This window comes from Flavihumibacter stibioxidans, from assembly GCF_014332695.1.
Lineage (GTDB): Bacteria > Bacteroidota > Bacteroidia > Chitinophagales > Chitinophagaceae > Flavihumibacter > Flavihumibacter stibioxidans.
This window is the reverse complement of the sequence record NZ_MBUA01000001.1, coordinates 1,331,094-1,353,597: the sequence shown is the minus strand read 5'-3', so window position 1 is coordinate 1,353,597 and position 22,504 is coordinate 1,331,094. Positions and strand designations below refer to the sequence as shown.

General features: G+C 47.7%; 20 protein-coding genes. 19 read left to right on the top strand and 1 reads right to left on the bottom strand.

Annotated features, from left to right (window positions below; genetic code table 11):
* Position 1 precedes the first annotated feature (1 nt).
* The 5 genes from nuoK (at position 2) to BC349_RS05650 (ending at position 6,505) form a co-directional block, all read left to right on the top strand.
* Positions 2-340, top strand: a complete 339-nt coding sequence (nuoK, locus tag BC349_RS05670; RefSeq protein ID WP_187255745.1) for an NADH-quinone oxidoreductase subunit NuoK — start codon at positions 2-4, stop codon at positions 338-340.
* Position 341: 1 nt separating this feature from the next.
* Positions 342-2,243 carry an NADH-quinone oxidoreductase subunit L gene (nuoL, locus tag BC349_RS05665; RefSeq protein ID WP_187255744.1) on the top strand — a complete coding sequence of 634 codons (1,902 nt, stop codon included), beginning with the start codon at positions 342-344 and terminating at the stop codon, positions 2,241-2,243.
* A gap of 31 nt (positions 2,244-2,274) precedes the next feature.
* Entirely contained in the window at positions 2,275-3,732 is a 1,458-nt protein-coding gene (locus BC349_RS05660) for a complex I subunit 4 family protein (RefSeq protein ID WP_187255743.1), read from the top strand.
* A 21-nt stretch (positions 3,733-3,753) separates the two neighbouring features.
* Entirely contained in the window at positions 3,754-5,130 is a 1,377-nt protein-coding gene (locus BC349_RS05655; RefSeq protein ID WP_187255742.1) for an NADH-quinone oxidoreductase subunit N, read from the top strand.
* Between the two features lie 100 nt (positions 5,131-5,230).
* The gene (locus BC349_RS05650; protein ID WP_187255741.1) at positions 5,231-6,505 is read left to right on the top strand and encodes an ABC transporter permease; all 1,275 of its coding nucleotides are present in this window, start codon (positions 5,231-5,233) and stop codon (positions 6,503-6,505) included.
* Between the two features lie 71 nt (positions 6,506-6,576).
* On the opposite strand, the gene BC349_RS05645 is transcribed toward BC349_RS05650, so the two are convergent.
* Positions 6,577-9,072, bottom strand: coding sequence for a zinc-dependent metalloprotease (locus tag BC349_RS05645; protein ID WP_246456787.1), 2,496 nt, complete (start codon positions 9,070-9,072; stop codon positions 6,577-6,579).
* A 334-nt stretch (positions 9,073-9,406) separates the two neighbouring features.
* Between BC349_RS05645 and BC349_RS05640 the strand changes: the two genes are divergently transcribed.
* The 14 genes from BC349_RS05640 to BC349_RS05575 all read left to right on the top strand — a co-directional run bounded on the left by BC349_RS05640 (position 9,407) and on the right by BC349_RS05575 (position 22,503).
* The gene (locus BC349_RS05640) at positions 9,407-10,264 is read left to right on the top strand and encodes a MotA/TolQ/ExbB proton channel family protein (protein ID WP_187255739.1); all 858 of its coding nucleotides are present in this window, start codon (positions 9,407-9,409) and stop codon (positions 10,262-10,264) included.
* 98 nt (positions 10,265-10,362) lie between these two features.
* Positions 10,363-11,022, top strand: a complete 660-nt coding sequence (locus BC349_RS05635; RefSeq protein WP_187255738.1) for an ExbD/TolR family protein — start codon at positions 10,363-10,365, stop codon at positions 11,020-11,022.
* Between the two features lie 26 nt (positions 11,023-11,048).
* Entirely contained in the window at positions 11,049-11,588 is a 540-nt protein-coding gene (locus BC349_RS05630) for an ExbD/TolR family protein (RefSeq protein WP_187255737.1), read from the top strand.
* Positions 11,589-11,644: 56 nt separating this feature from the next.
* Positions 11,645-12,478, top strand: coding sequence for an energy transducer TonB (locus BC349_RS05625; RefSeq protein WP_187255736.1), 834 nt, complete (start codon positions 11,645-11,647; stop codon positions 12,476-12,478).
* Positions 12,479-12,578: 100 nt separating this feature from the next.
* Positions 12,579-13,739: an iron-containing alcohol dehydrogenase gene (locus BC349_RS05620; RefSeq protein ID WP_187255735.1), complete on the top strand. Its 1,161-nt coding sequence runs from the start codon at positions 12,579-12,581 to the stop codon at positions 13,737-13,739.
* A gap of 57 nt (positions 13,740-13,796) precedes the next feature.
* Positions 13,797-15,182, top strand: a complete 1,386-nt coding sequence (mnmE, locus tag BC349_RS05615; RefSeq protein ID WP_187255734.1) for a tRNA uridine-5-carboxymethylaminomethyl(34) synthesis GTPase MnmE — start codon at positions 13,797-13,799, stop codon at positions 15,180-15,182.
* Positions 15,183-15,398: 216 nt separating this feature from the next.
* Positions 15,399-15,773, top strand: coding sequence for a helix-turn-helix domain-containing protein (locus BC349_RS05610; protein WP_168928005.1), 375 nt, complete (start codon positions 15,399-15,401; stop codon positions 15,771-15,773).
* Entirely contained in the window at positions 15,770-16,876 is a 1,107-nt protein-coding gene (locus tag BC349_RS05605; RefSeq protein ID WP_187255733.1) for a site-specific integrase, read from the top strand. Before BC349_RS05610 ends, BC349_RS05605 begins: the two co-directional genes overlap by 4 nt.
* Positions 16,873-17,898, top strand: coding sequence for a DUF6617 family protein (locus BC349_RS05600; RefSeq protein WP_187255732.1), 1,026 nt, complete (start codon positions 16,873-16,875; stop codon positions 17,896-17,898). Before BC349_RS05605 ends, BC349_RS05600 begins: the two co-directional genes overlap by 4 nt.
* Before the next feature lie 198 nt (positions 17,899-18,096).
* On the top strand, positions 18,097-18,396 hold the full coding sequence (locus BC349_RS05595) for a helix-turn-helix domain-containing protein (RefSeq protein WP_187255731.1): 300 nt from the start codon (positions 18,097-18,099) through the stop codon (positions 18,394-18,396).
* Complete coding sequence (locus tag BC349_RS05590) at positions 18,393-18,689, top strand: helix-turn-helix domain-containing protein (protein WP_089766010.1); 297 nt, start codon at positions 18,393-18,395, stop codon at positions 18,687-18,689. Before BC349_RS05595 ends, BC349_RS05590 begins: the two co-directional genes overlap by 4 nt.
* Positions 18,676-19,596: a BT4734/BF3469 family protein gene (locus BC349_RS05585; protein ID WP_187255730.1), complete on the top strand. Its 921-nt coding sequence runs from the start codon at positions 18,676-18,678 to the stop codon at positions 19,594-19,596. The genes BC349_RS05590 and BC349_RS05585 overlap by 14 nt, the downstream gene beginning before the upstream one ends.
* Positions 19,597-19,657: 61 nt before the next feature.
* Entirely contained in the window at positions 19,658-21,481 is a 1,824-nt protein-coding gene (locus tag BC349_RS05580) for a DUF3987 domain-containing protein (RefSeq protein ID WP_187255729.1), read from the top strand.
* Positions 21,482-21,687: 206 nt separating this feature from the next.
* Positions 21,688-22,503: a type IV toxin-antitoxin system AbiEi family antitoxin domain-containing protein gene (locus tag BC349_RS05575; RefSeq protein WP_187255728.1), complete on the top strand. Its 816-nt coding sequence runs from the start codon at positions 21,688-21,690 to the stop codon at positions 22,501-22,503.
* The last annotated feature ends 1 nt before the right edge of the window (position 22,504 follow it).

Below are 22,504 nucleotides of genomic sequence, written 5' to 3'. Positions count from 1 at the left end.
GATGCCAATTAACTCATACATATTCGTTGCCATTGCCCTTTTTTCGATTGGGGTGATCGGCGTGCTGACCCGCAGGAATGCGATCATCATTTTCATGTGCATCGAACTGATGCTGAATGCGGTGAACCTCCTGCTGGTGGCCTTTTCAAAAATGCACCTCGCCGATGCGGCCAATCCGGCCCTGAAAGTTGCCACCAATGGTGCCGACGGACAGTTATTCGTTTTCTTCATCATGGTAGTGGCTGCGGCAGAGGTTACTGTCGGACTTGCCATCATCGTAATGATGTACCGGAATACCCATTCAGTTGACGTGAATTTCCTGAACAGATTGAAAAACTAATATGAACAATATCATTGACTACGTTTGGCTGGTTCCTATGTTCCCACTGGTGGGCTTTCTGCTGAACGGCTTGCTCAGAAACAGTTTGTCGAAGCCACTGGCCGGTATCATTGGTTCGGGCTCCATCCTTGCTTCCTTCATTGTGAGTGTGATGATTTTCATGCAGGTAAAATCCGGTTCCACCGGAGTGGTCACCCTGTTTGATTTCATCTCCTTCGGGAAGACATCGATCCCCTTTGCCTTCCAGGTTGACCAGCTCAGCAGCCTTTTCCTGCTGATCATTACCGGCATCGGTTTCCTGATCCATGTATATTCGACCGCGTATATGAACACGGAGAGTGATTCACACTACGCACGCTATTTCGCATACCTGAACCTGTTCGTATTCTCCATGCTGCTGCTGGTGCTGGGATCCAATTACGTGATCATGTTCATCGGCTGGGAAGGTGTGGGTCTCTGTTCTTACCTGCTGATCGGGTACTGGTTCAAAAACATTGATTATACCAGTGCCGCCAATAAAGCATTTATCATGAACCGTATCGGTGATGCGGCCTTCCTGCTGGCTTTATTCTGGCTCCTCTCCAAACTCGGAACGGTTACCTATGCCGACGTATTCGCCAAAGCGGGTGAACTGTCTGCCAGGGATATCACCATCATCACAATATTGCTGTTCATCGGTGCAACCGGAAAGAGTGCCCAGATTCCCCTGTACACCTGGTTACCCGACGCGATGGCAGGCCCCACGCCTGTATCTGCGCTGATCCATGCCGCTACGATGGTCACTGCAGGTATCTACATGATCGCCCGCAGCAATATCCTTTACACCATGGCGCCCACCACGCAGACCGTGATTACCATTATTGGTACGGCCACTGCCTTGCTGGCAGCCACCATCGCGCTCAAACAAAACGATATCAAAAAAGTGCTGGCTTATTCTACGGTTAGCCAGCTGGGTTATATGTTTATTGCCCTGGGTGTGGGTGCTTACACCGGTGCCGTATTCCATGTCATGACGCATGCCTTCTTCAAGGCCCTGCTATTCCTTGGTGCGGGTTCGGTTATACATGCCATGCACCATGAACAGGATATCAGAAATATGGGCGGACTGAGTAAATACATGAAAACCACCCACCTTACTTTTTTGGTAGGATGCCTCGCCATTGCAGGTATCATTCCATTCTCCGGATTTTTCTCCAAGGATGAGATACTGGCTGCCGCTTTTGCCAAAAGCCCCGCGATCTGGGCACTTGGAGCGCTCGGCGCCCTGATGACGGCATTCTATATGTTCCGGCTTTATTCCATGACATTCCTTGGCAAGTTCAGGGGAACCCATGAACAGGAACACCATCTTCATGAGTCGCCCGCCGCAATGACCATTCCCCTGGTGATCCTGGCCCTTCTGAGCCTTGCAGGTGGTTTGGTAGGGATTCCCGAAGTGCTGGTGCACAATGCCCATTCACTGAACCAGTTCCTGTCGCCGGTTTTCGCCGGTTCAGCTAAACTGGCTGAGCCCCATCACATCGACCACAGCACGGAACTGATGCTGATGTTTGGCCTGATGGCAGTGATTGTGGTGGTTATTTTCCTGGCCGTTGGCAGGTTCAAAAAATACGAAAAGACTGATGCGGAAACCTCCGGCCTTGCGAAACTGCTGGAGAACAAATGGTATGTGGATGAACTGTATGATGCCATCATCGTGCGTCCTGTGAATGCGTTCGGAAAATTGCTGGGAAAACTTGATAAATACGGTATTGACTGGGTGGTGAACGGTGTAGGTAAGAGTGTACAGTATGCAAGTCGCCAGGTAAGGTTATTGCAAAGCGGCCAGGTAGGTAGTTATGTGTTGCTGATGGTTATCGGCATCATCCTGCTTTTCGCCCTGCAGATTTTCCTGAAGAAATAATTGATCAACTGAAAGAAACGAGATTCAAATAATGGTACCAGTTTTACTGATCTTGATTCCCCTGATAACCGGAGCAGCTTTGTTTGCGATCCGGCAGGAAGCAATGGCAAAATCAATTGCCCTTTTGGCCTCCCTTGTTTCGCTCGCTGTGATGCTGGCAGGAATGAGTGTGTGGAACGATGCAGCGCACCTGACCTATAACCAGTCCTGGATCGGTGCACTCAACAGCCGCTTCCATTTCGCACTGGATGGTATGAGCCAGTTGCTTTGCCTGCTCACCACACTGAGTTTTCCGATCATTTTTTATTCAACCTGGAACAATCAATACCCCGACCACAACCGTTTCCTGGGACTGATGCTGTTGTCACAGGCCGGCCTGCTGGGAGTATTCATGTCCATGGATGCCATGCTCTTCTATTTCTTCTGGGAACTGGCACTGATCCCGCTTTACTTCCTCAGCTCCCGCTGGGGTGGGGAAAAGCGGATACAGGTTACCATCAAATTCTTTGTGTATACTTTCCTGGGATCCCTGTTCATGCTGATCGGACTCATCATGCTTTACTTTAAGGCAGGCGGATCATTTGCATGGGCAGACTTTGTCAAACTGAATATGGCACCCCGGGAGGAAATGGCTATTTTCCTGATGCTGGCCCTGGCCTTCGCCATCAAGATGCCTCTCTTCCCTTTCCATACCTGGCAACCCGATACTTATGAACAATCACCCACACCGGTTACGATGATCCTCAGTGCCATCATGGCCAAGATGGGTATATTCGGACTGCTGCGCTGGCTGGCGCCTGTGGTGCCTGCCGCCACCTACCAGTGGGGTGATAATTTCGCTACCCTTGCCGTAGTGGGCATGTTGTATGCCTCCTTCATCGCCATGCGCCAGGATGACCTGAAAAAACTGGTTGCCTATTCTTCCATTGCCCACATAGGACTGATGATCCTGGCAGTATTTGCGCCAAGCTACAGTGGCCTGCAGGGTGTAATGATCCAGATGTTCAACCATGGTATCAATATCCTGGGAATGTGGATCGTGGTGAATGTGATTGAACAGAAATTCGGAACCAGGAAGATCAGCGAACTGGGCGGGCTTGCGCAGAAAGCACCTGTTTTAACCATCCTGCTCGTGATCGTGGCACTGGCCAATATCGCCATGCCGCTGACCAACGCCTTTATCGGTGAATTCATGATGTTCAACGGGGTGCTTGGATCCACTGCAACCAATTTCGGGGTTGCCTACGCAGTGGCCGGTATCATCACCATCATCCTGGGTGCTGTGTACACGCTGAAAATGATCCAGAAAGTATTTTACGGTGAAACCAATGCACTGACTGCGAACGCTACGGATATTTCCTTTAATGTTCAACTGTCGCTGGCCATCATCGTGGTAGCCATACTGCTGATCGGCTTATTTCCTAATCCCATGTTGTCACTGACCAGTGACCTCTCAGAGCAGATACTGGGCAGGATGAATTTAAAATAACAGCAAACGACCTGAAATAGTATGAACGCAATAATTCTTTCCGCAATATTAGGTGTAGTGCTGATGTTCAGTGGCATCTTCGTATCCAACAAGGTGATGCTCAAAAACATCGCTATCGCAGGGATGGTTTTGCTGCTGGCAGTAAATATCATTGAGATGAACGGCTTCAGGGTATTCGATGTGAATACACGGAATATGCTCCAGTTCAACCGGTTCGGCCTGCTCTTCAACAGCATTGCATTTGCAGCAACCCTCCTGTATTTTCTCCTCTCTGCAAGAGATATTACCAGGGTAGGCATCAACGTGGCCGAATACTTTGCACTTATATTTTTCATTCTCTGCGGCGTGGCGCTGGTCTCGTCATTCAACTCACTGTTGATGCTCTTCCTGGGAATTGAGATCATCTCGATTCCCCTGTACATTCTAACGGGAAGCGACAAGCGAAATCTTAAGAGCAACGAAGCCGCCCTTAAATACTTCCTGATGGGAACCTTCTCCACCGGTATCATGCTGATGGGTATTGCCCTGATTTATGGTGCAAAGGGAAGTTTCAGCCTCGATACGATCGCGGCTACCATCAACCAGGGAAGGGATGCCTGGTTTTATGCCGGCTTATTGCTGCTCCTGATCAGCATGGCTTTCAAGGTATCAGTGGCGCCTTTCCATTTCTGGACGCCCGATGTGTATGATGGCGCGCCGACTGTGTTCACTTCCTTCATGGCAACTATTGTAAAAGCCGCCGTGTTCATCGGCTTGGTCAGGTTATTCGATATTATTTTCGCAACCAGCGGAACCGACTGGAAACTCATGGTTGCCGTGCTGACAGCCGCAACGCTGCTGGTCGGAAACATCACGGCTATATTCCAGCAGAGCGTGAAGCGTATGCTGGCCTATTCCTCCATTGCACAGGCCGGTTTTATGATGTTTGCATTGTTCAGCATCAATTCCTATTCAAAGGAAGGCATTATCCTTTATGCACTTGGTTACAGCCTGGCAACAGTAGGCATTTTTGCCGTGCTGGTAAAAATGAAGGATTATACTTTTGAAGGATTCAATGGCCTGGCCCGCACCCAGCCCGTGCTGGCAGCCACCACCACGGTGTTCCTGTTGTCGCTGGCCGGCATACCGCTGACCATCGGTTTTTTTGCAAAATATTTTATGCTGGCATCGGCCGTTAAAAGCGGCTCGCATTTGTGGCTGGTATTCTTTGCTATCCTCATGGCTGTAGTCAGCGTGTACTATTATTTCCGCGTCATTCAATCCATGTACTTCAAGGAGGGCGCTGCCGAAACTGAGCCTGTTAGTTCCGGCTTCCGCTGGTTGCTGATTGGTGTGGCCGCGGTCATTATCCTGCTGGGTATTTTCCCGAATATGGTGCTGCAGTACCTGTATTTCTAGGTGCCGGGCATAAGACCAGCGGCCCTGCCGATACAGTTTTTTTCCGTGGCTGAGGAGGTGTCTGACATCATATGTCAGACACCTTTCTTATTTTCACTGCATGAACTTCTCCGATACGCTTTCGCTGTCTTTCAGGACCATACGTTCCAATGGATTGAGGACCGGTATTACTGTATCCATCATTGCCCTGGGTATTGCTGCCCTGATTGGTATCAACACCGCTATACAGGCCATCTCGCAGAAGTTCATGGAAAGTTTTTCCAGCATGGGAGCCAATGGATTCAGCATCCGCTACCGGTCGGCATTCCGGTTCGACAGGGGAGAACTGAAAAAGGAACAGAAAAACGGCAGGAAACTTAAGAAATCCAGCACCAACAAGCCGATTACCCGGGAGCAGGCAGAGGCTTTCAAGGAACGATACGATTATCCCGCCAAAGTGGCTTTGTCGCTGGGTGGTGGGAACAACAATACCGTTGCGTTTGAAAATAAAAAGACCAATCCGACTGTGTGGGTGAATGGCGGCGATGAGAACTATCTCGATATGAATGGCTTTGTAATTGCTGCAGGCCGTAACCTGAATGAACTGGATGTAAGCACCGGCAGGAATGTCTGCCTGATCGGAAAGGATGTGGCGGATAAATTATTCGGTTCGGGGAACCCCGAACGGCCGCTGGAAAAGATTATCCGGATTAATAATATCCCCTTCAGGGTAGTAGGCACCCTTGAACCGAAGGGGTCTACTTTTGGCCGCAGCCTCGATAATAATATCATTACCACTTATAATTCCGTCCGTCGATTTTTCACCAGCAGTGCGAATTCTTCCTTCCTGATAGGGGTAAAAGCACCGGATCTCATCAATATTGAAACGGCTATCGGTGAGGCGGAAGGGGTTTTCAGGGTGATCCGGAAAAACGAGATCAAGGAGGAGAGCAATTTCCTGATCGATAAAAGTGATGCTTTTGCAGAGATGGCCATGAAGCAGATCGGCTGGCTGACAGCTTCGGCGGTCGTGATCGGCTTTATTACCCTCATGGGTGCAGCCATCGGCCTCATGAATATCATGCTGGTGGCGGTAACCGAAAGGACCAAGGAAGTGGGATTGATCAAGGCTATCGGAGGCAGGCAGAGTAATGTAAGATGGCAGTTCCTGCTGGAGGCTATCCTCATCAGCATGATCGGCGCCATCATTGGAATTGTGCTGGGGGTACTGCTGGGAAACATTGTGAGCATGCTGATGAAAACCGGCTTTGTGGTTCCCTGGTTGTGGGTTTTCCTGGGGGTGCTGATTTGTTCAATTGTGGGGCTGGCGGCTGGGTCCTATCCTGCCTATAAGGCAAGCCGGCTGAACCCGATAGAGGCGCTTCGATATGAATAATTGTTGCCTATCTGATATTAGAAAGGGGATGCCAGTGCTGGCATCCCCTTTCTAATTATGCAACCGAACTTTTATTTCACACTAAGACCATCGCTGATCCTGTCAATCAGATCCTGCAAATGGTATTTGCTGGCTGCATCAGGATAACTGGCCATGGCAGCGCGGATATCTGCCTGAATAGCCCTGAGGGTGCCTTTGGCAAAAGATATGGCATCGCTGTTGCGGCTGATAGCTGGTGCGAAGCTGATAAAGATACCTGAGGAGAGGCTTGCCGGGGCAGCACTGGGTGGCTTTACAAAGGCCAGTAATCTCTCCACCATGTTCTTCTGCAGGTTCCTCCTGTAAATATCAATTGGCCTGCGGGTGCTGATCTCGGTAAAGATATTCCTGCGCAGGTCGGTCATTAATTCATTCAGGGTATAGGTTTTATTGCCCAGTTCAGCTTCTGCGTTCAGCAGCTTGTTGATGGTTCCGGCACTCAATACCCTGGCCAGGGCGGCATCCTGCACGCGGTTTACCACCGATACGCTGGTATTACCGGTTTTGGCAAAGATCTGCTGGTCCAACAGCCAGGTGGGGGTAGTGAATACCTGTTTGTTCAGGAAATCCATTGCTTCCTTCTGGGTTTCACGTGATACGTATTCGTACACGGGACCAGCCTGCTCAACGGTCTTGGGGGTTTCGGTAATACCGGCAATATTCTTGCTCACATGCCCGATATATCGGCCGAACTGGGTCAGCACTTCGTTGTAGAGTTTTCCCAGGTTGGAGAAATCCTCGTTTGGTTCGCGGGTCCAGGCTGCCAGGTTGGGAACAATACGCTGCAGGTTTTTCACACCGTAAGCGCTGGCCTTCATGGAATTATCACCCAGGTCCTCGTTTTGTGAACGGGGGTCGTCGCCATTGGTTTCGCGTCCGAACCAGTGCCTTTTATTCTTGAGCTTTTCGATAGTGAGGGCATTCAGGATGGGAACTTCATCGTCGGCAGTTTTTGCGTCCGGAAGCCATTTGTATCCCCATTCGATGGCCCACTTATCATAGTCGCCGATGCGCGGGAAGAGGCCTGCTTCTCCTACATTGTCCTCCGGCTGTGCCACATAATTGAAACGGGCATAGTCCATGATGGAAGGAGTGTGGCCATTTTCTTCCAGCCATTTTTTATCCCGCAGTTTTTCAACCGGAACGGTGGAAGAAGAACCGAAATTGTGGCGGAGGCCAAGCGTATGTCCCACTTCATGGGAGGACACGAAACGGATCAGTTCCCCCATCAGTTTATCGTCAAAATTCATGGTGCGGGCACGCGGGTCATTGGGTGCAGCCTGAACGAAATACCAGTTACGGAGCAGTTCCATAACGTTGTGGTACCAGTTGATATGGCTTTCCAGGATCTCTCCGCTGCGGGGATCGTTTTCATTGGGACCGCTGGCGTTTGGCACATCGGAGGGCTTGTACACAATGGCGGAATAGCGGGCATCTTCGAGGCTCCACTCGGGATCATTGACTGGTGCTTCCTTCGCCATGATCGCGTTTTTGAAACCGGCTTTTTCAAAAGCAGCCTGCCAGTCGTTTACACCCTGGATCAGGTAAGGAACCCATTTCTTCGGGGTGGCCGGGTCGATGTAATAGATTATGGGTTTTTTAGGCTCCACCAGTTCACCCCGCCTGTATTTTTCGATATCAGCATCTTTGGGTTCCAGCTTCCAGCGGTTCACCATTTGTACGGTTTCCACTCCCTGCGGATTTTTGCTGAAATCCACATAGCGTCGGGTGAAATAGCCCACCCTTTCGTCGTAGTAGCGGGGCTTCATCGGGGTAACCGGCAACAGGAGCATTGAACTGTTGATCTCCACGGTATAGGCACCACCCTGCGGCGCTGCAGGCATGCCTGGGACAGGCGCACCCGTGGCTGCCGCCCTGGAATAGGTTTTTACCGTTTTGACCTCCGTATTCAGCGGGAAAGACTTCACGGTATTGATATAGGACTTGTCTGCCTGAATGGAACCAATCCGGAAGGCCCTTTTGCGGCTGGGATCGAAATTGAGGACATCGTTGTCGCTGTTCAGGAAACTGGTTACGTCTATAACCACTCCGGTTGAATCCTTACCCAGGGAGGCAATATCAAAGCTCTGTGCGATGGCCTGGATATTTGAGTTCACCACCGCCCTGAACATAGGCTGGGTGGAGTCGCCGGCCATTTCTTCAAAAGAAACCACGCGCAGGAATACCTTGTTGGAAGGGCCCTTTTCAAACCTGATCACATTGTCACCGATCTTGTCGCCCGCATACCCGAAAAAGAAGTTGCGCATGCCGGCGGCCGCCTTGGACAAGCGGTTGATTACCAGGATATCACGACCGAGGATGGAATCTTCAATTTCAAAAAAGTATTTTTCTTCCACCTTGTGCACCTTAAAAAGACCGTCATCGGTAACAGCTTTGGACGTGATGACTTCTTTGTATGGTTTTGGGCCGGTGCTGCGGGCAGGGGCGGCGGGTGCGGCGGCATTTGCATTGGCGGGGGGACCAGCCTGGGGCCTTTGCTGGCTGAAAGCGCTGAGCTGCAAAGCCATGCCTAAAAATAAAACCGGGAGCATTTTGCCCGGTAAAGGGTTTTTAACCATGTGTGTAAAAGTTTAAGATAATTTGAGGCTATAAAATATCTGCCATTATAACACAAAAGTTTGACAATGGATTAAGCTTTTATAAAATCGGCAGAACCGGATGGAACAGCGGTTTGAACCAATCCGGCCGCATTTTTTTTTAATTTGTACCGGATTCGGATATTTATTGTCCTAATTTGATTTTTTTAAACTTTTTTTATTTAGACTTGTGTCCCCAATACGCTTTGGGTCAATTCAAGAACATTTTTTATACCTGTTTACAAAAAACTAAAAACAAACGATTATGGCAGAGACTAAACCAACTGCAACTGCGAAAGCAGCAACATCTGTTCAAGCTAAAAAGAGAAGCAACGCGATTTCCTGGATTGCCCCTTTATTGTGTGTAGTAGGAGGTTATGTGATCTGGAGATTTGTAGCCGGTGCAGACAGCGGTTTCACCAACCCCGATCCCAATGGCGGATTCTGGCCTAACCACCAGGGACCTATTGGTAACTTCAACAAAATGTATGAAGGTGGTATCGTAGTACCTATCCTGATTGCAAACTTCCTGGTTGTACTGGTATTCGTTATTGAAAGGTTCCTGACCATCAGCAAAGCTACCGGTACAGGCAACAATGATGAGTTCATCCGTAAGGTACAGTATCACCTGGCTAACAAGAATGTTGACGCTGCTCTTTCTGAGTGCGACAAGCAGAAAGGTTCAGTTGGTAATGTAATGAAGGCAGGCCTTCGCAAGTACAAGGAAATGATCACCGACACTGAACTGGAAACTGAGCAGAAAGTTGCCTCTATCCAGAAAGAAGTGGAGGAAGCTACCTCACTGGAACTGCCGATGCTGGAAAAGAACCTGGTGTTCCTGTCTACCATCGCTTCCGTAGCTACCCTGCTGGGTCTGTTCGGAACCGTATTGGGTATGATCCGTTCCTTCTCCAAACTGGGTGATGAAGGTGGTGGTGACGCTGCCCGCGAACTGTCAAAAGGTATCTCTGAAGCCCTTTATAACACAGCCCTGGGTATCGGTACTTCTGCTGTTGCGATCATCATGTACAACGTATTCACAACCAAGATCGACGGTATCACATACGGTATTGATGAGTCTGGTTTCACTTTGACGCAGAGCTTCGCATCCCTCTACAAGTAAGAGTTGGGATATGAAAGGGGAGAAGGACTATTTAAAAATAGTTTTATGGAAATTCTCCCGGACTGAATCTAAATGTGAAACTGAACAATTAATCAAACATGCCAAAAGTTAAAGTACCACGGAAGAGTACGAACATCGACATGACTGCGATGTGTGATGTGGCATTCCTGCTGTTGTCATTTTTCATCCTGACAACCAAGTTCAAGCCATCTGAAACACTGGCTGTTCAAACGCCGAGTTCGGTAGCTTCCAAAGTGGCTCCCCAAAAGGACGTGGCCCTGGTGACCATTGACAAGGACGGAAAGGTTTTCCTTTCTTTCTCTGATGATGCACCCAAGAAAGAAGTGTTCGAAGCGCTGAATACAAACCGTAACCTCGGATTGTCAGATGCCGAAATGAGCGCTCTTGCCAAAGGACCATTCATCGGGGTGCCCATGAGCCAGCTGAAATCACTGGCTGCACAGCCCGCTGACAACTGGCCTAAAATGACCATGCCCGGTATTCCTGTACTGGATTCCGCCAACAACGAAATGACAGACTGGATGAGGGCAGTAAAATCCGGGTTCCAGGGTATCAAAATGAACCTGCTGGTTAAAGGAGATAATACTTCTAAATATCCTTCTTTCAAAGGCGTTATCGATGCCTTTAAGAAGAATGACGAGCAGAAATTCCAGATGGTAACCAACCCGGAAGGCGTTCCTGAAGGAACTGAGTTGTACCGCAAAAACATAAGCGGTGCTGCAAAAGCGGAAGAATAATTAATTAAAAACTAAATTTTTGCGAAATGGCAGAAATGGATACCTCGTCAGGCGGGGGACATAAAAAAGGGCCTGGCGTTAAAAAAGGGAAAAAGCTGTCTACCCGTGTGGATCTGACCCCCATGGTGGACCTGGGTTTTCTGCTGATCACCTTCTTCATCTTTACCACTACCATGAGCCAGCCAACCGCCATGCGGTTGAACCTGCCCAAGGACACGGAAAAACCTGAAGAGCAAAACAAAGCCAAGGAGTCCGGAGCTTTGACACTGATGATGTCCAAAAACGACGTGGTTTACTACTACGAAGGAATGCTGGCACCAGATGCGTCAAACTTTAAGACCACTACCTTTAAGGAAGTTCGTGAAGTGATTCTGACCAAGAAGAAGTCCACGGATCCTGATGACTTTGTTGTGGTGATCAAGCCGACCAAAGAATGCACCTACAAGAATACAGTTGATATCCTGGATGAGATGACTATCAACGACGTAAAGCGTTACGCACTGGTGGACATTGCAGAAGTGGAGCAGCAACTGATTAATATGACTGAAGGCGCTAATCCGCAATAATCACAGCAGGTTTGTGGAAAACCTAAATAATTGCATCTTATTCAAAAAAGCGAACAATGGACGTAAATAAAATCTTAAGTGCTGATGTGCTGGACATCATTTTTGATGGCCGGAACAAGGACTATGGTGCTTATGAATTACGCAAGACCTATGGCAAGCGTATGACTGTTGCACTGGTGGGTACTGCTGTTCTGCTCGTTTTGCTTCTGCTCGGTAGCATCCTTGCCAACAAACTCAAGGACAGGAATAACAAAACCGAGATGATCGTCCAGGACGTTCAACTGGAAGAAGTAAAGCGTGAGGAGCCTAAGAATGAACCGCCGCCTCCGCCGCCTCCGCCAAAGCCGGAGCCTCCCAAAGTGGAAATGGCTAAATTCACTCCCCCAAAAATCGTAAAGGATGAGGAAGTGAAGGAAGACGAAAAACCACCTGAAGTAGAAAAGCTGGAGGAAACCAAAATTGGTACCATCAACCAGGAAGGTATCAAGGACGAAGGAATCGTTGCACCACCTGCATCTGATGAAGGTAAGGGTGTGGTAGAAGCTCCCAAGAAAGTGGAAGAAGACTGGGATAAAACCTTTACCAAGGTGGAAATCGAGTCTGACTACCCCGGTGGAAGCAGCGCCTGGCAGCGTTACCTGAACAAGAGCCTCCGTTACCCACAGGACGCCATCGATAATGAGGTTCAGGGTACAGTAGTGGTTCAGTTCATCGTGGACAAAGAAGGAAACGTGAGTGAAGTGGAAGCCATCAGCGGCGCCTCTGAACTCCGCGACGAAGCGGTTCGCGTAATTAAAAAGTCTGGTAAGTGGACCCCCGCCGTGCAGAACGGTCGCCAGGTGAAATCTTACAAGAAGCAGCCGATCACCTTCCGTCTCGAAATCGAATAAACAGGTTTCTGATCATAGAAATTTACCTCCCCCTGCGAACAGCAGGGGGATTTTTTTGTAATAATGATTCATTCCCTTCATCTCCCTTAATTATTTTTCGATGCTAAATTTTGAATTCAACAATCCAACCAAAATACTCTTCGGCAAGGGACAAATTGCAAAATTGTCTGCCGAAATACCCGCCGGCGCCAAAGTGATGCTGCTCTACGGTGGCGGCAGTATCAAAACCAATGGAATCTACGACCAGGTGAAAACTGCCCTGCAAGGCTTCCAGGTGACCGAATTTGGGGGTATACCTGCCAATCCTGAATATGCAGTGCTGATGCAGGCGTTGGCCCGCATTAAGGCTGAAAACATCGATTTTCTGCTGGCAGTGGGCGGGGGCTCTGTTATCGATGGGGTCAAGTTCCTCTCTTCCGCCGCCCTCTATGATGGTGATACGCCCTGGGATATACTCGCGAAGAGCATCCGTACCTTTAAAGGCATGCCCTTCGGTACCGTGTTGACCCTGCCTGCCACCGGTTCAGAAATGAATTCCGGTTCCGTCATCTCCCGGGCTGAAACCGGCGAAAAGCTGGCCATGGGCGGTCCCGGTTTGTTCCCGGTTTTTTCCATCCTTGATCCCGAAGTGGTTCGTTCCATTCCGCAACGACAACTGGCCAATGGCATTACGGACGCCTATTCGCATGTACTGGAACAATACCTGACCTATCCGGCCGGCGCCCTGCTGCAGGATCGTTTTGCAGAAAGCATCCTGCAGACCCTGATCGAAGTGGCACCGCGTATTATGAAAGACCCATCCGATTACGAAGCGGCATCGAATTTCATGTGGAGCTGTACCATGGCACTGAACGGACTGATCCAGAAAGGGGTTCCCACCGACTGGGCGGTACATGCCATGGGGCATGAACTGACCGCTATGTACGGCATCGACCATGCGCGTACCCTGGCCATCATCACACCCGGACATTTCCGGTTTAATTTTGACCGCAAAAAAGCCAAACTGGCGCAATATGCGGAACGAGTGTGGGGTGTGGTGGAAGGCAGCGAAGAGAAAAAAGCCCTGGCCGCCATTGAAAAGACCGAGGAATTTTTCCAGTCCATGGGCATTGCCACCCGTCTGTCGGCCTATACTGCCGACTTTGAGGGAACCGCGGAAAAAATCGCCGATCGTTTTACCGCGCGTAACTGGACCAAACTGGGTGAGCACAAAGACCTGGGCCCGGAGCAAGTGAAACAGATTGTGGCGATGAATTATTGAGGCGGGCTATAACTGCCGGGCGGAGGCGGTATGCCGCTATCCACCTAAATTTGCCGAATGAAATACAGCAATCCCCAGTGGGATGATAACATCGTGGCCCTGGCCACCCCGCCGGGAGTGGGAGCTATTGGCGTGATCAGGCTTAGCGGACCGCTGGCCATTGAGATCGTGAACGGCTTGTTCCCCTCCAAAGACCTGGCTGCCCAGGCTTCCCATACCGCCCATGTAGGATTGCTGAAAGAAGGCGGGCATGCCATTGATGAAGTGGTGGTAACCCTTTTCAAAGCCCCGCGTTCCTATACCGGTGAAAACGTGGTGGAGATTTCCGGGCATGGTTCACCCTATGTGTTGCAGCAGATTATTGATGCCTGTATCCGCGGTGGTGCGCGGCTGGCGAGGCCGGGGGAATTCACGCAGCGGGCCTTCCTGCAGGGCAAGCTCGACCTGGCGCAGGCCGAAGCCGTGGCGGACCTGATTGCCGCTAATACGGCTGCTTCCCAGAAGAATGCCCTGCATAATATCAGGGGCGGCTTTTCAGCCGAGCTGAAAGCCCTGCGCGAACAACTCATCACTTTTTCGGCACTGATAGAACTGGAACTCGATTTCTCCCAGGAAGATGTGGAGTTTGCCGACCGCTCGCAGTTGTACCACCTGGTAAGCGGCGCCATTGAACGCGTCAGCAAATTGGCGCATTCCTTTCAGTTGGGCAATGTGATCAAGAACGGGGTCAGTGTGGCCATTGTGGGCAAACCCAATGCCGGCAAGAGCACCCTGCTGAATACCCTGCTCAATGAGAACCGTGCCATTGTAAGTGAAATCGCCGGCACCACCCGCGACACCATTGAAGAGTTACTGAACATCGACGGAATACTGTTCCGCTTTATTGATACTGCCGGCATCCGCGAGCACACCACCGATGCCATTGAAAGCATCGGGGTGGAGCGCAGCCTGGAAAAAATGCGCCAGGCCGATGTGGTCCTCTACCTCTTTGATGCCACTGCCATGCCGCCGGCGGAGTTGCTGGCCAACAAGGAGGAATTCGACCGCAACGGTTTCCGTTACCTGATGGTGGGCAACCAGGTGGACAAAGGCGAAGAAGCGGTTATGCGGGAGCGTTATGCCGCCTCCACCCCGCTTATTTTCATTTCGGCAAAGCAGGGCATTCACATTGAAGTATTAAAGGAGCGGCTGGTGGATATGGTCCTGCAGGGGCAGGTCTCCACTGAAGACACCATCGTCACCAATGCCCGCCACTACCATGCCCTGCAGGAAATGTTATCCTCCCTGCAGGACATCCGCTCCGGCCTCGACAACAAGATACCCGGCGACCTGCTGGCCCTCGACATCCGCCGCAGCCTGCACTACCTCGGCGAGATTACGGGTGAAGTGAGTAACGAGGATTTGCTGGATTATATATTCAGTAAGTTTTGTATTGGAAAGTAATTTGTTTTCCGATTTCTTCTAAGTGCTTGTTTATCTTGTGTTTTAGCCCTTTTTTCCTTCCTTTATTTGTTGCCAAACTACTTTTTTTTGCTTATATTTGTTGCCAGATTGTTGCCCTAAAAAGTTGCTCTTGTTGTTGGGCAACAAGTTGGAGAGTAAATGTCACACATAGACAGACTCTGTCACTTCAAGGCACTAAAAGACAAATAAAGGCACATGGCAAGCAACATAGAAATCACCAAAAAATGCCTTTACTGCGGTAAGGAGTACACGGCCAAAACGCTAACCACAAGGTATTGCGGCCACACCTGCAACAGTCGCCACTATAAGCAACTGAAGCGGGAAGAAAAGTTGAACAACTTCAAAGAAGCTCAGGCGAAGCCCGAGCAACAGCCGCAGCAATCATTTGACATTGCATTACAGCAAAAAGAGTTTCTCAGCATTGATGAAGCTGCAAAACTTATTGGTGCAAGCCGCAGAACAATACACCGCCTTATATCCGGCAACAAACTCCAAGTTGGAAAGGTTGGCAGCCGTACCATCATCACACGAAAGGCAATTGATAATCTCTTTAATACACAAGCCGTATGAAAGTAACACTCAGACAACGCACCAAAGGCGATAAGGTCAGCCTTTACCTTGATTACTACCACAAGGGAAAAAGGGAGTATGAATATCTGGAACTGTACTTGTTTCCAGATCCGGAGAAAGGCAAGCTCACAAAGGAGCAGAAAGAATCCAACAAGGAAACCAATGCACTGGCTGAAAGCATCCGTTCAAAGCGGCAGATAGAAATACAGAACGGTATTTATGGCTTTCAGGATCAGAGCAAGTTAAAAGGCAGCTTCCTGCGTTATGTGGAGTACTTAGCAGAGAAACGGAAAAGCAGCCAGGGCAATTATGATAATTGGGATAGTGCTTTGAAGCACCTCAAAAAGTATGTGAAGTTTGACGTTTCATTTGGGCAGGTAGATAAGAACTGGTTGGATGGTTTCAGGGAATACTTGATGAAGGAAGCAAAGACCCCAAGCAAGCAGCCACTATCCCAAAATTCACAAAGCAGCTACTTCAACAAAATCAGGGCAGCATTAAAGCAAGCTTACAAAGAAGGCATCATCAAGCAGAACCCTGCCGACCTTGTGGACGGCATCAAACCCGGTGAACCTGAAAGAGAATTTCTCACCTATGAAGAACTGCAAGCAGTTGCAAAAGCTGAATGTGAAATACCATTATTAAAAACCGCTTTCCTTTTCAGTGCAATGACTGGCCTCCGCTGGTCAGACGTTCAGAAATTAGTTTGGTCAGAAGTACAGCATAGCAAAGAAGTTGGTTATTACATACGCTTCCGGCAGAAGAAAACCAAAGGAGCAGAAACATTGCCAATATCAGAGCAAGCCTTCGGCTTATTGGGTGAAAGAGGAAACCCGGAGGACCGTGTTTTCATCGGCTTAAAATACAGTGCATGGCATAACCTCAAATTGCAACAGTGGGTAATGCGGGGCGGTGTAACAAAAACAATCACCTTCCATTGTGCAAGGCACACCTACGCCACATTACAATTAACTTTAGGAACGGACATTTACACCGTATCAAAATTATTAGGTCACAAGGATTTAAAAACAACGCAGATATATGCAAAGATTATTGACGACAAGAAGAAGGTAGCTGCTAATAAAATTGTACTCGACTTATGAACAATGAACTAAATCTATATCACAAAATTTTGTTCTTGGAGCTTCGCCCCTGGACTAACGGAGAAGTTGCAGAAACCAAATACAAAGAACTGATGCAAGGCATCAGCAAAGAGCATTTTACATTTCAGCCACTTTATGAAGTTGATTTCCCAAAACCATTAACTGCAAAGCGGAAGTACTACTTTTCAATAATAGAGAATGAAGCAACAAGCTACCTCAACAACTTTCAGCAAATCATTGCCGGTGCATTGAATGAAAAAGAAAAACAGTATTGGGTGCATACCACACTAACAAAAGTCCTATCACAAAAGCTGAAAGAAGTAAGCAAGGTAATTGATGATAACCAATACTTTTTTCAGCAGCTTTCAGCAGCTTCAAAAGCCTCCACACCTGAAAGCAAAATTCAAGATGAAGCGTACATTCTCCAATACCTCAAATATCAACTCATAAGAATTTACTTGGAGATTCAGGAAACATTCTCCAGCTACTTAAAAGAAGAAGCCATATCAGAAGAAGAATTGCATCAGCAATATTTTTCGGAGCAAGCTCCTTCAAAATCTTTCATTATAGAAGCCGTAAAACTCAAATTGCCTTTACCTGCTTCGCAGGTTACGGCCAAGCCTCAGACTATCCAGTTTGCAGCAAAAGGATTTGATTTTCGTACTGAGAAAAAAGGCATCATTCCTTATGATGCTATCATCAAAGATTCAGGCAGGTTCTCCCGATTTGAGGAGGAACTTTTCTCACATGAATTGATTGATGAAAACTACAACTTCAAAAACCAGCACGGCCAAATACAAGAACTGGCGGCCATATTCCAAACCCTGATTAAGAAGGGCTACTTCAACAAGCGGCAGTTCCCAAAGAACAAGGAGATAAAACCTGTTGATATTCGCAAGTTTTTAGATCACCGCTACAACTCCAATACAGATAAACAATTCCGTACCTGGGCGAATAAGCCTGATGAATTGGCTGATTTTGTAAGCAGTAAGTATTGGATTGACAAATTACCGACTTCCTGAATTGCGGTAATTTGCTGTCAATTTACCATTTCAAATTTCCACTCTTTTTCTGAAACCCTTTACTGGCAAGGCTTTTAGCCTTGTCCAAATTTCCATTTTCAAGACTACCAAAGCCTTATTCTGAGCTTTGTATCGTCATCGGGAATCGGTGATGACTTTTGGCCAGAAGTCCATTTCTAACAATTAATAAGTAAGACAATGGACGAAATATTAAAGCGTCTTGAAAAGATTGAAAAGCTCATTGAGAGCCAGAACTTGGTACGCAAGGACGTACTGAATTTTAACGAGTGTTGCGACTACTTGGAGTTGTCGCAGTCACACCTGTACAAGCTAACCAGTACCGGGGCTATACCGCATTACAAGCCCAACGGGAAGAAAATCTATTTCAGAAGGGCGGAACTGGATGAATGGTTGCTTCGCAACCGCACCACTACGCAGGATGAAATAGAAAGCAAGGCAGCAGATTATCTCATCAAAAAAGGGAGGATTCAGCTATGACAGAAGTTATGAATCTGCTCCTGCAACTCTCCCAGGACTTTGAGGTAATCAGGGCTTATGTGTTGGCACTAAAGAAATCCAAGTTGGAGAACTTCAAAGAAACATGGATTGATGGCCAAGACGTAATGCACACCATGCACATTAGCAAGCGTACCCTTCAATCCCTTCGGGATAACGGAACGCTTCCATACAGCCGCATCAATGGCAAGTTTTACTACAAGGTTGAGGACATAGAAAACCTGTTGCAATCCAATTACTCACAATCTAAATCAACAGGTGATGGAAATAAGTAAAACAGCCATTTTGGATAAAACACACTACGGGCTTAGAATCTATTCCCATGTGTTGAGGCAGTACTATCCGGGGCAAACAGTCCTTTCCCTTTCGGGAAGGGACTGCCAACCCACTAAGAACCCTTTCAATGACGACAAGCCAACATTGAAAATTCAGATAGTAAATAATTGTGCAGAGCATTACGATTTAGAGAACAGCATCAGCAAAGGCGATGCCTTTGACTTCGCTGCATTGCATTACAAATTGCAAGGCGATGAATTGTGCCAAAAGCTGAATGAAGAACTCTATTTGCGTATCGGAAAGCAAAAAGGCTTTTACAATGAAAATATCATTGCTCCGGTTGCTCCGCAACCTCAGCTTGTAAAAGTGCCAATCCCTGCTTTCAGTTATTTCAAAGCACCAGTAACAAATACGGTTCCATTCAAAGAAATCAATTTGTTGCAAGTGTACCACTTGCTTAAAGGCAATCAATTTGCTCAGTGTACAAGTACACTTCGCAGCATTACCGATAAGCAAGAGGCAAGAAAATACAAAGCATCGGTATTTGATTATGTGACCTTTTCAGGCACATTCTCAAAACGCAATGACAAGTCATTACTCAGGCACTCAGGCTTAATCACAATTGACTTTGATCACATTGGCAATGTATCTGAATTGAAAGACCGGCTACTGAAGGATGAATACTTTGAAACAGAATTATTGTTTGTTTCTCCTTCCGGTGACGGCCTAAAGTGGGTAATACCAATTGACTTGACAAAGGCAAAGCATCACGATTATTTCAAGGCCATTGCCAACTATATCAAGCACACTTACCAGTTGGAAGTTGACCAATCAGGTAAGGACGTTTCAAGAGCCTGCTTCTTAGCAGAGGATGCAGGTGCATTTATCAATCCCAAATACTTATAATCAATGGAGAAATCGCTTTGCGATTCCATCTGTCCTTAGAAAAAAAATAATAGACACTCAGATGAAAAAGATATTCAATCCGTTGGATTGGTTGGAGCAACCAAACCAACAACAAATAAATACTGAACCGCAGAAAGTAGAAGCCAATACCGATGCAGCAGAAACCGACCTTGGGAGGTTCCCGCTGGCCACTGAAAATAATAATGCCGCAGCGGAAATTGAAAAAATCATTCAGCAAATCGAAGCGAAGCAAATTGACATTGCAACCGCTTACAGCGATTGGCGGGATATTGGATTTGCTTTTGCAGATGCCTTTGGTGAATCAGGCAGAGAATATTTTCATCGCATCAGTAAGTTTTATGCTGATTACTCAGCAACCGAATGTGATACCCAATACACCAATTGCCTAAAGGCAAATGGTCACGGTGTTACGTTGAAAACATTCTTCTTTCATGCAAAGCAAGCAGGTGTAAACATTGCGGTTTCACCGCAATACACCGAGCAGGAAAAAGTACAGTTACCAACTTTTCCTGAATCTATCTATCCTCAGCTTCCTGAGTTTCTGCAAAAGGTTGTCAAGATTGCTTCATTCAATGAAGAACGAGACATTCTTTTGTTAGGCACTATCGTTTCACTCAGTGCCTGTTTTCAGAAGCTATACGGCATCTACGATGGCAAAAAGGTTTTCTCAAATCTGTACATTTTCATCACGGCTCAGGCATCAGCAGGTAAAGGCAGGTTGGTACACTGCAAACAACTGGTAAAGCCCATTCATAAACATTTAAGGGAGCAAGCCAAATTGATGAAGCAGCAGCATGAATTGGAAATGATGGAGTACAACGAAATGAAAGGCAAAGATGCAAGTGCAGAGAAGCCCAACAAGCCGCCTGAAAAAATGTTGTTCATCCCGGCCAACAATAGCACAACAGGAGTATTCCAATTACTGTTCGACAACGAAGGCAGAGGCTTAATGTTTGAAACAGAAGGCGACACCCTGGCACAAGCATTCAAAACGGATTACGGCAATTACAGCGATGGTTTCCGAAAGGCATTTCACCACGAAACAATATCGTACTACCGCAGAACAGACAGAGAGTATGTTGATATTGAAAGTCCATGCCTTTCAGGCATGTTCACCGGAACACCCAAGCAAGTATCTGCCCTTATCCCGAATGCTGAAAACGGCTTATTCAGCCGTTTCATTTTCTATTTCATGAACATTCAGCCGGTATGGAAAAATGTATTCGCCAATTCGTCTGATAATGGCTTAGACGATTACTTTGACCAGTTAGGCAATGACTTTTTTGGTTTGTACCAAACCCTGATGGCAAACCCTGAAATACAGTTCTGCCTTACGGCAGAGCAGCAGGAGCAGTTCAACGCCTTCTTTGAGCAAATCCAAAACACCTACCTCAGCTTGCAGGGGCTTGACTACATGGCAACAATCAGGCGTTTGGGGTTGATTGCTTTCCGTATTGCCATGATCCTATCCGCTTTGCGGATTATGGAACATGGAGATTTGCCGGAACGCATCATTTGTAAGGAAAGAGACTTTCAAACTACGTTGGAAATGGTCCGGGTATTGGTGAAACATGCCAGTAAGGTATTTTCTGAACTACCCCAGGATTCACCAATGCCCAAGCGTAAAAACCAAAAGGAACGGTATCTGGATGCCCTACCTGCCAGCTTCAACAGGCAGGAGTACCTGAGAATTGCCGCCTCTATGTCCATACCCGATAAAACAGCCGAGGGCTACATTACCGACTTCTGCAAACGGGGGCTGATACATAGGGAAAAGCAAGACCATTACCTGAATCCCAACGGTAAGCCTGCTCATCCGCAAGGTGAGGAAACTCAGGATGTAAGGGAAATCAAGAAAGGGTAAGCCAATGCTTGCCCTTTCGCAGATTCGGGCAGGCCCGTTCAAACTGCTTGTATGCTGCCCAATCTAAGGGCAGTTAGCCCTTAGCTTCCTCCGTTTCCTCAAAATCCTGAAAACCCAAAATCCCGCCAGAATGAAACAAAGGAAAAAAAGAGAAAACATTTGCAAAAAGTAGCGGATTTCACTACCTTTCGCAAAAAATTACTCTCTTGGAAGATTCAAGGCAACATCAGCGTGCAGAAGATTGGGTAAACCACCTGCTGGCTAAGGGTAAATATGCTTTTGCCCTGCACCAGTTCCGTGCGGATTTTCCTGAGCAGTCAGATACGGCCAATAAGTTTGCCTTGAAAAGGCTGGTAGATAAAGAGCAGATTATTTCCATCCACAAAGGGTATTACCTCATCATACCGCCCCAATACAGGTCAAAGGGAATCCTTCCCCCCACCTTGTTTTTAGATGCGTTTATGAAGGAATTGGACCGGTCTTATTACCTGGCTTTGTTAAACGCAGCCGCCTATCATGGAGCATCGCACCAGCAGCCACAAGAGTTTTTTGTGGTTACCGGTTTTCCTGTGCTGCGGCCAATGCAGAAAAAAGGGCTGAAGCTGAACTACATCAGCAAAAGGGAAATACCTGCAACACTGTTAGACACCCGGAAAACCGAGGCCGGATACTTAAAAATTTCAAACCCTGCCTTAACCGCCACCGATCTGATACAGTACGCCAAACGGGTAGGCGGCATCAACAGGGTTGCCACGGTGTTGGCTGAATTAGCCGAAAGTATTCAACCCAATGCATTTGATGCCAATCTGCTGCAGCATGTTCCGGTAACTGCCTTGCAGCGGTTGGGCTATCTGCTGGATAAAGTATTTGACAATAAGCCGCTGGCCAACGCCTTATACATGGCCTTGAAAAAGAACAATGCCCCATTGTTTAGGATACCGCTGAAAGCCTCAGCTCCGGCCAAAGGTTTTGCATCAGACGAAAGATGGAAAGTAATAATCAACGAAAAAATAGAATTGTAAT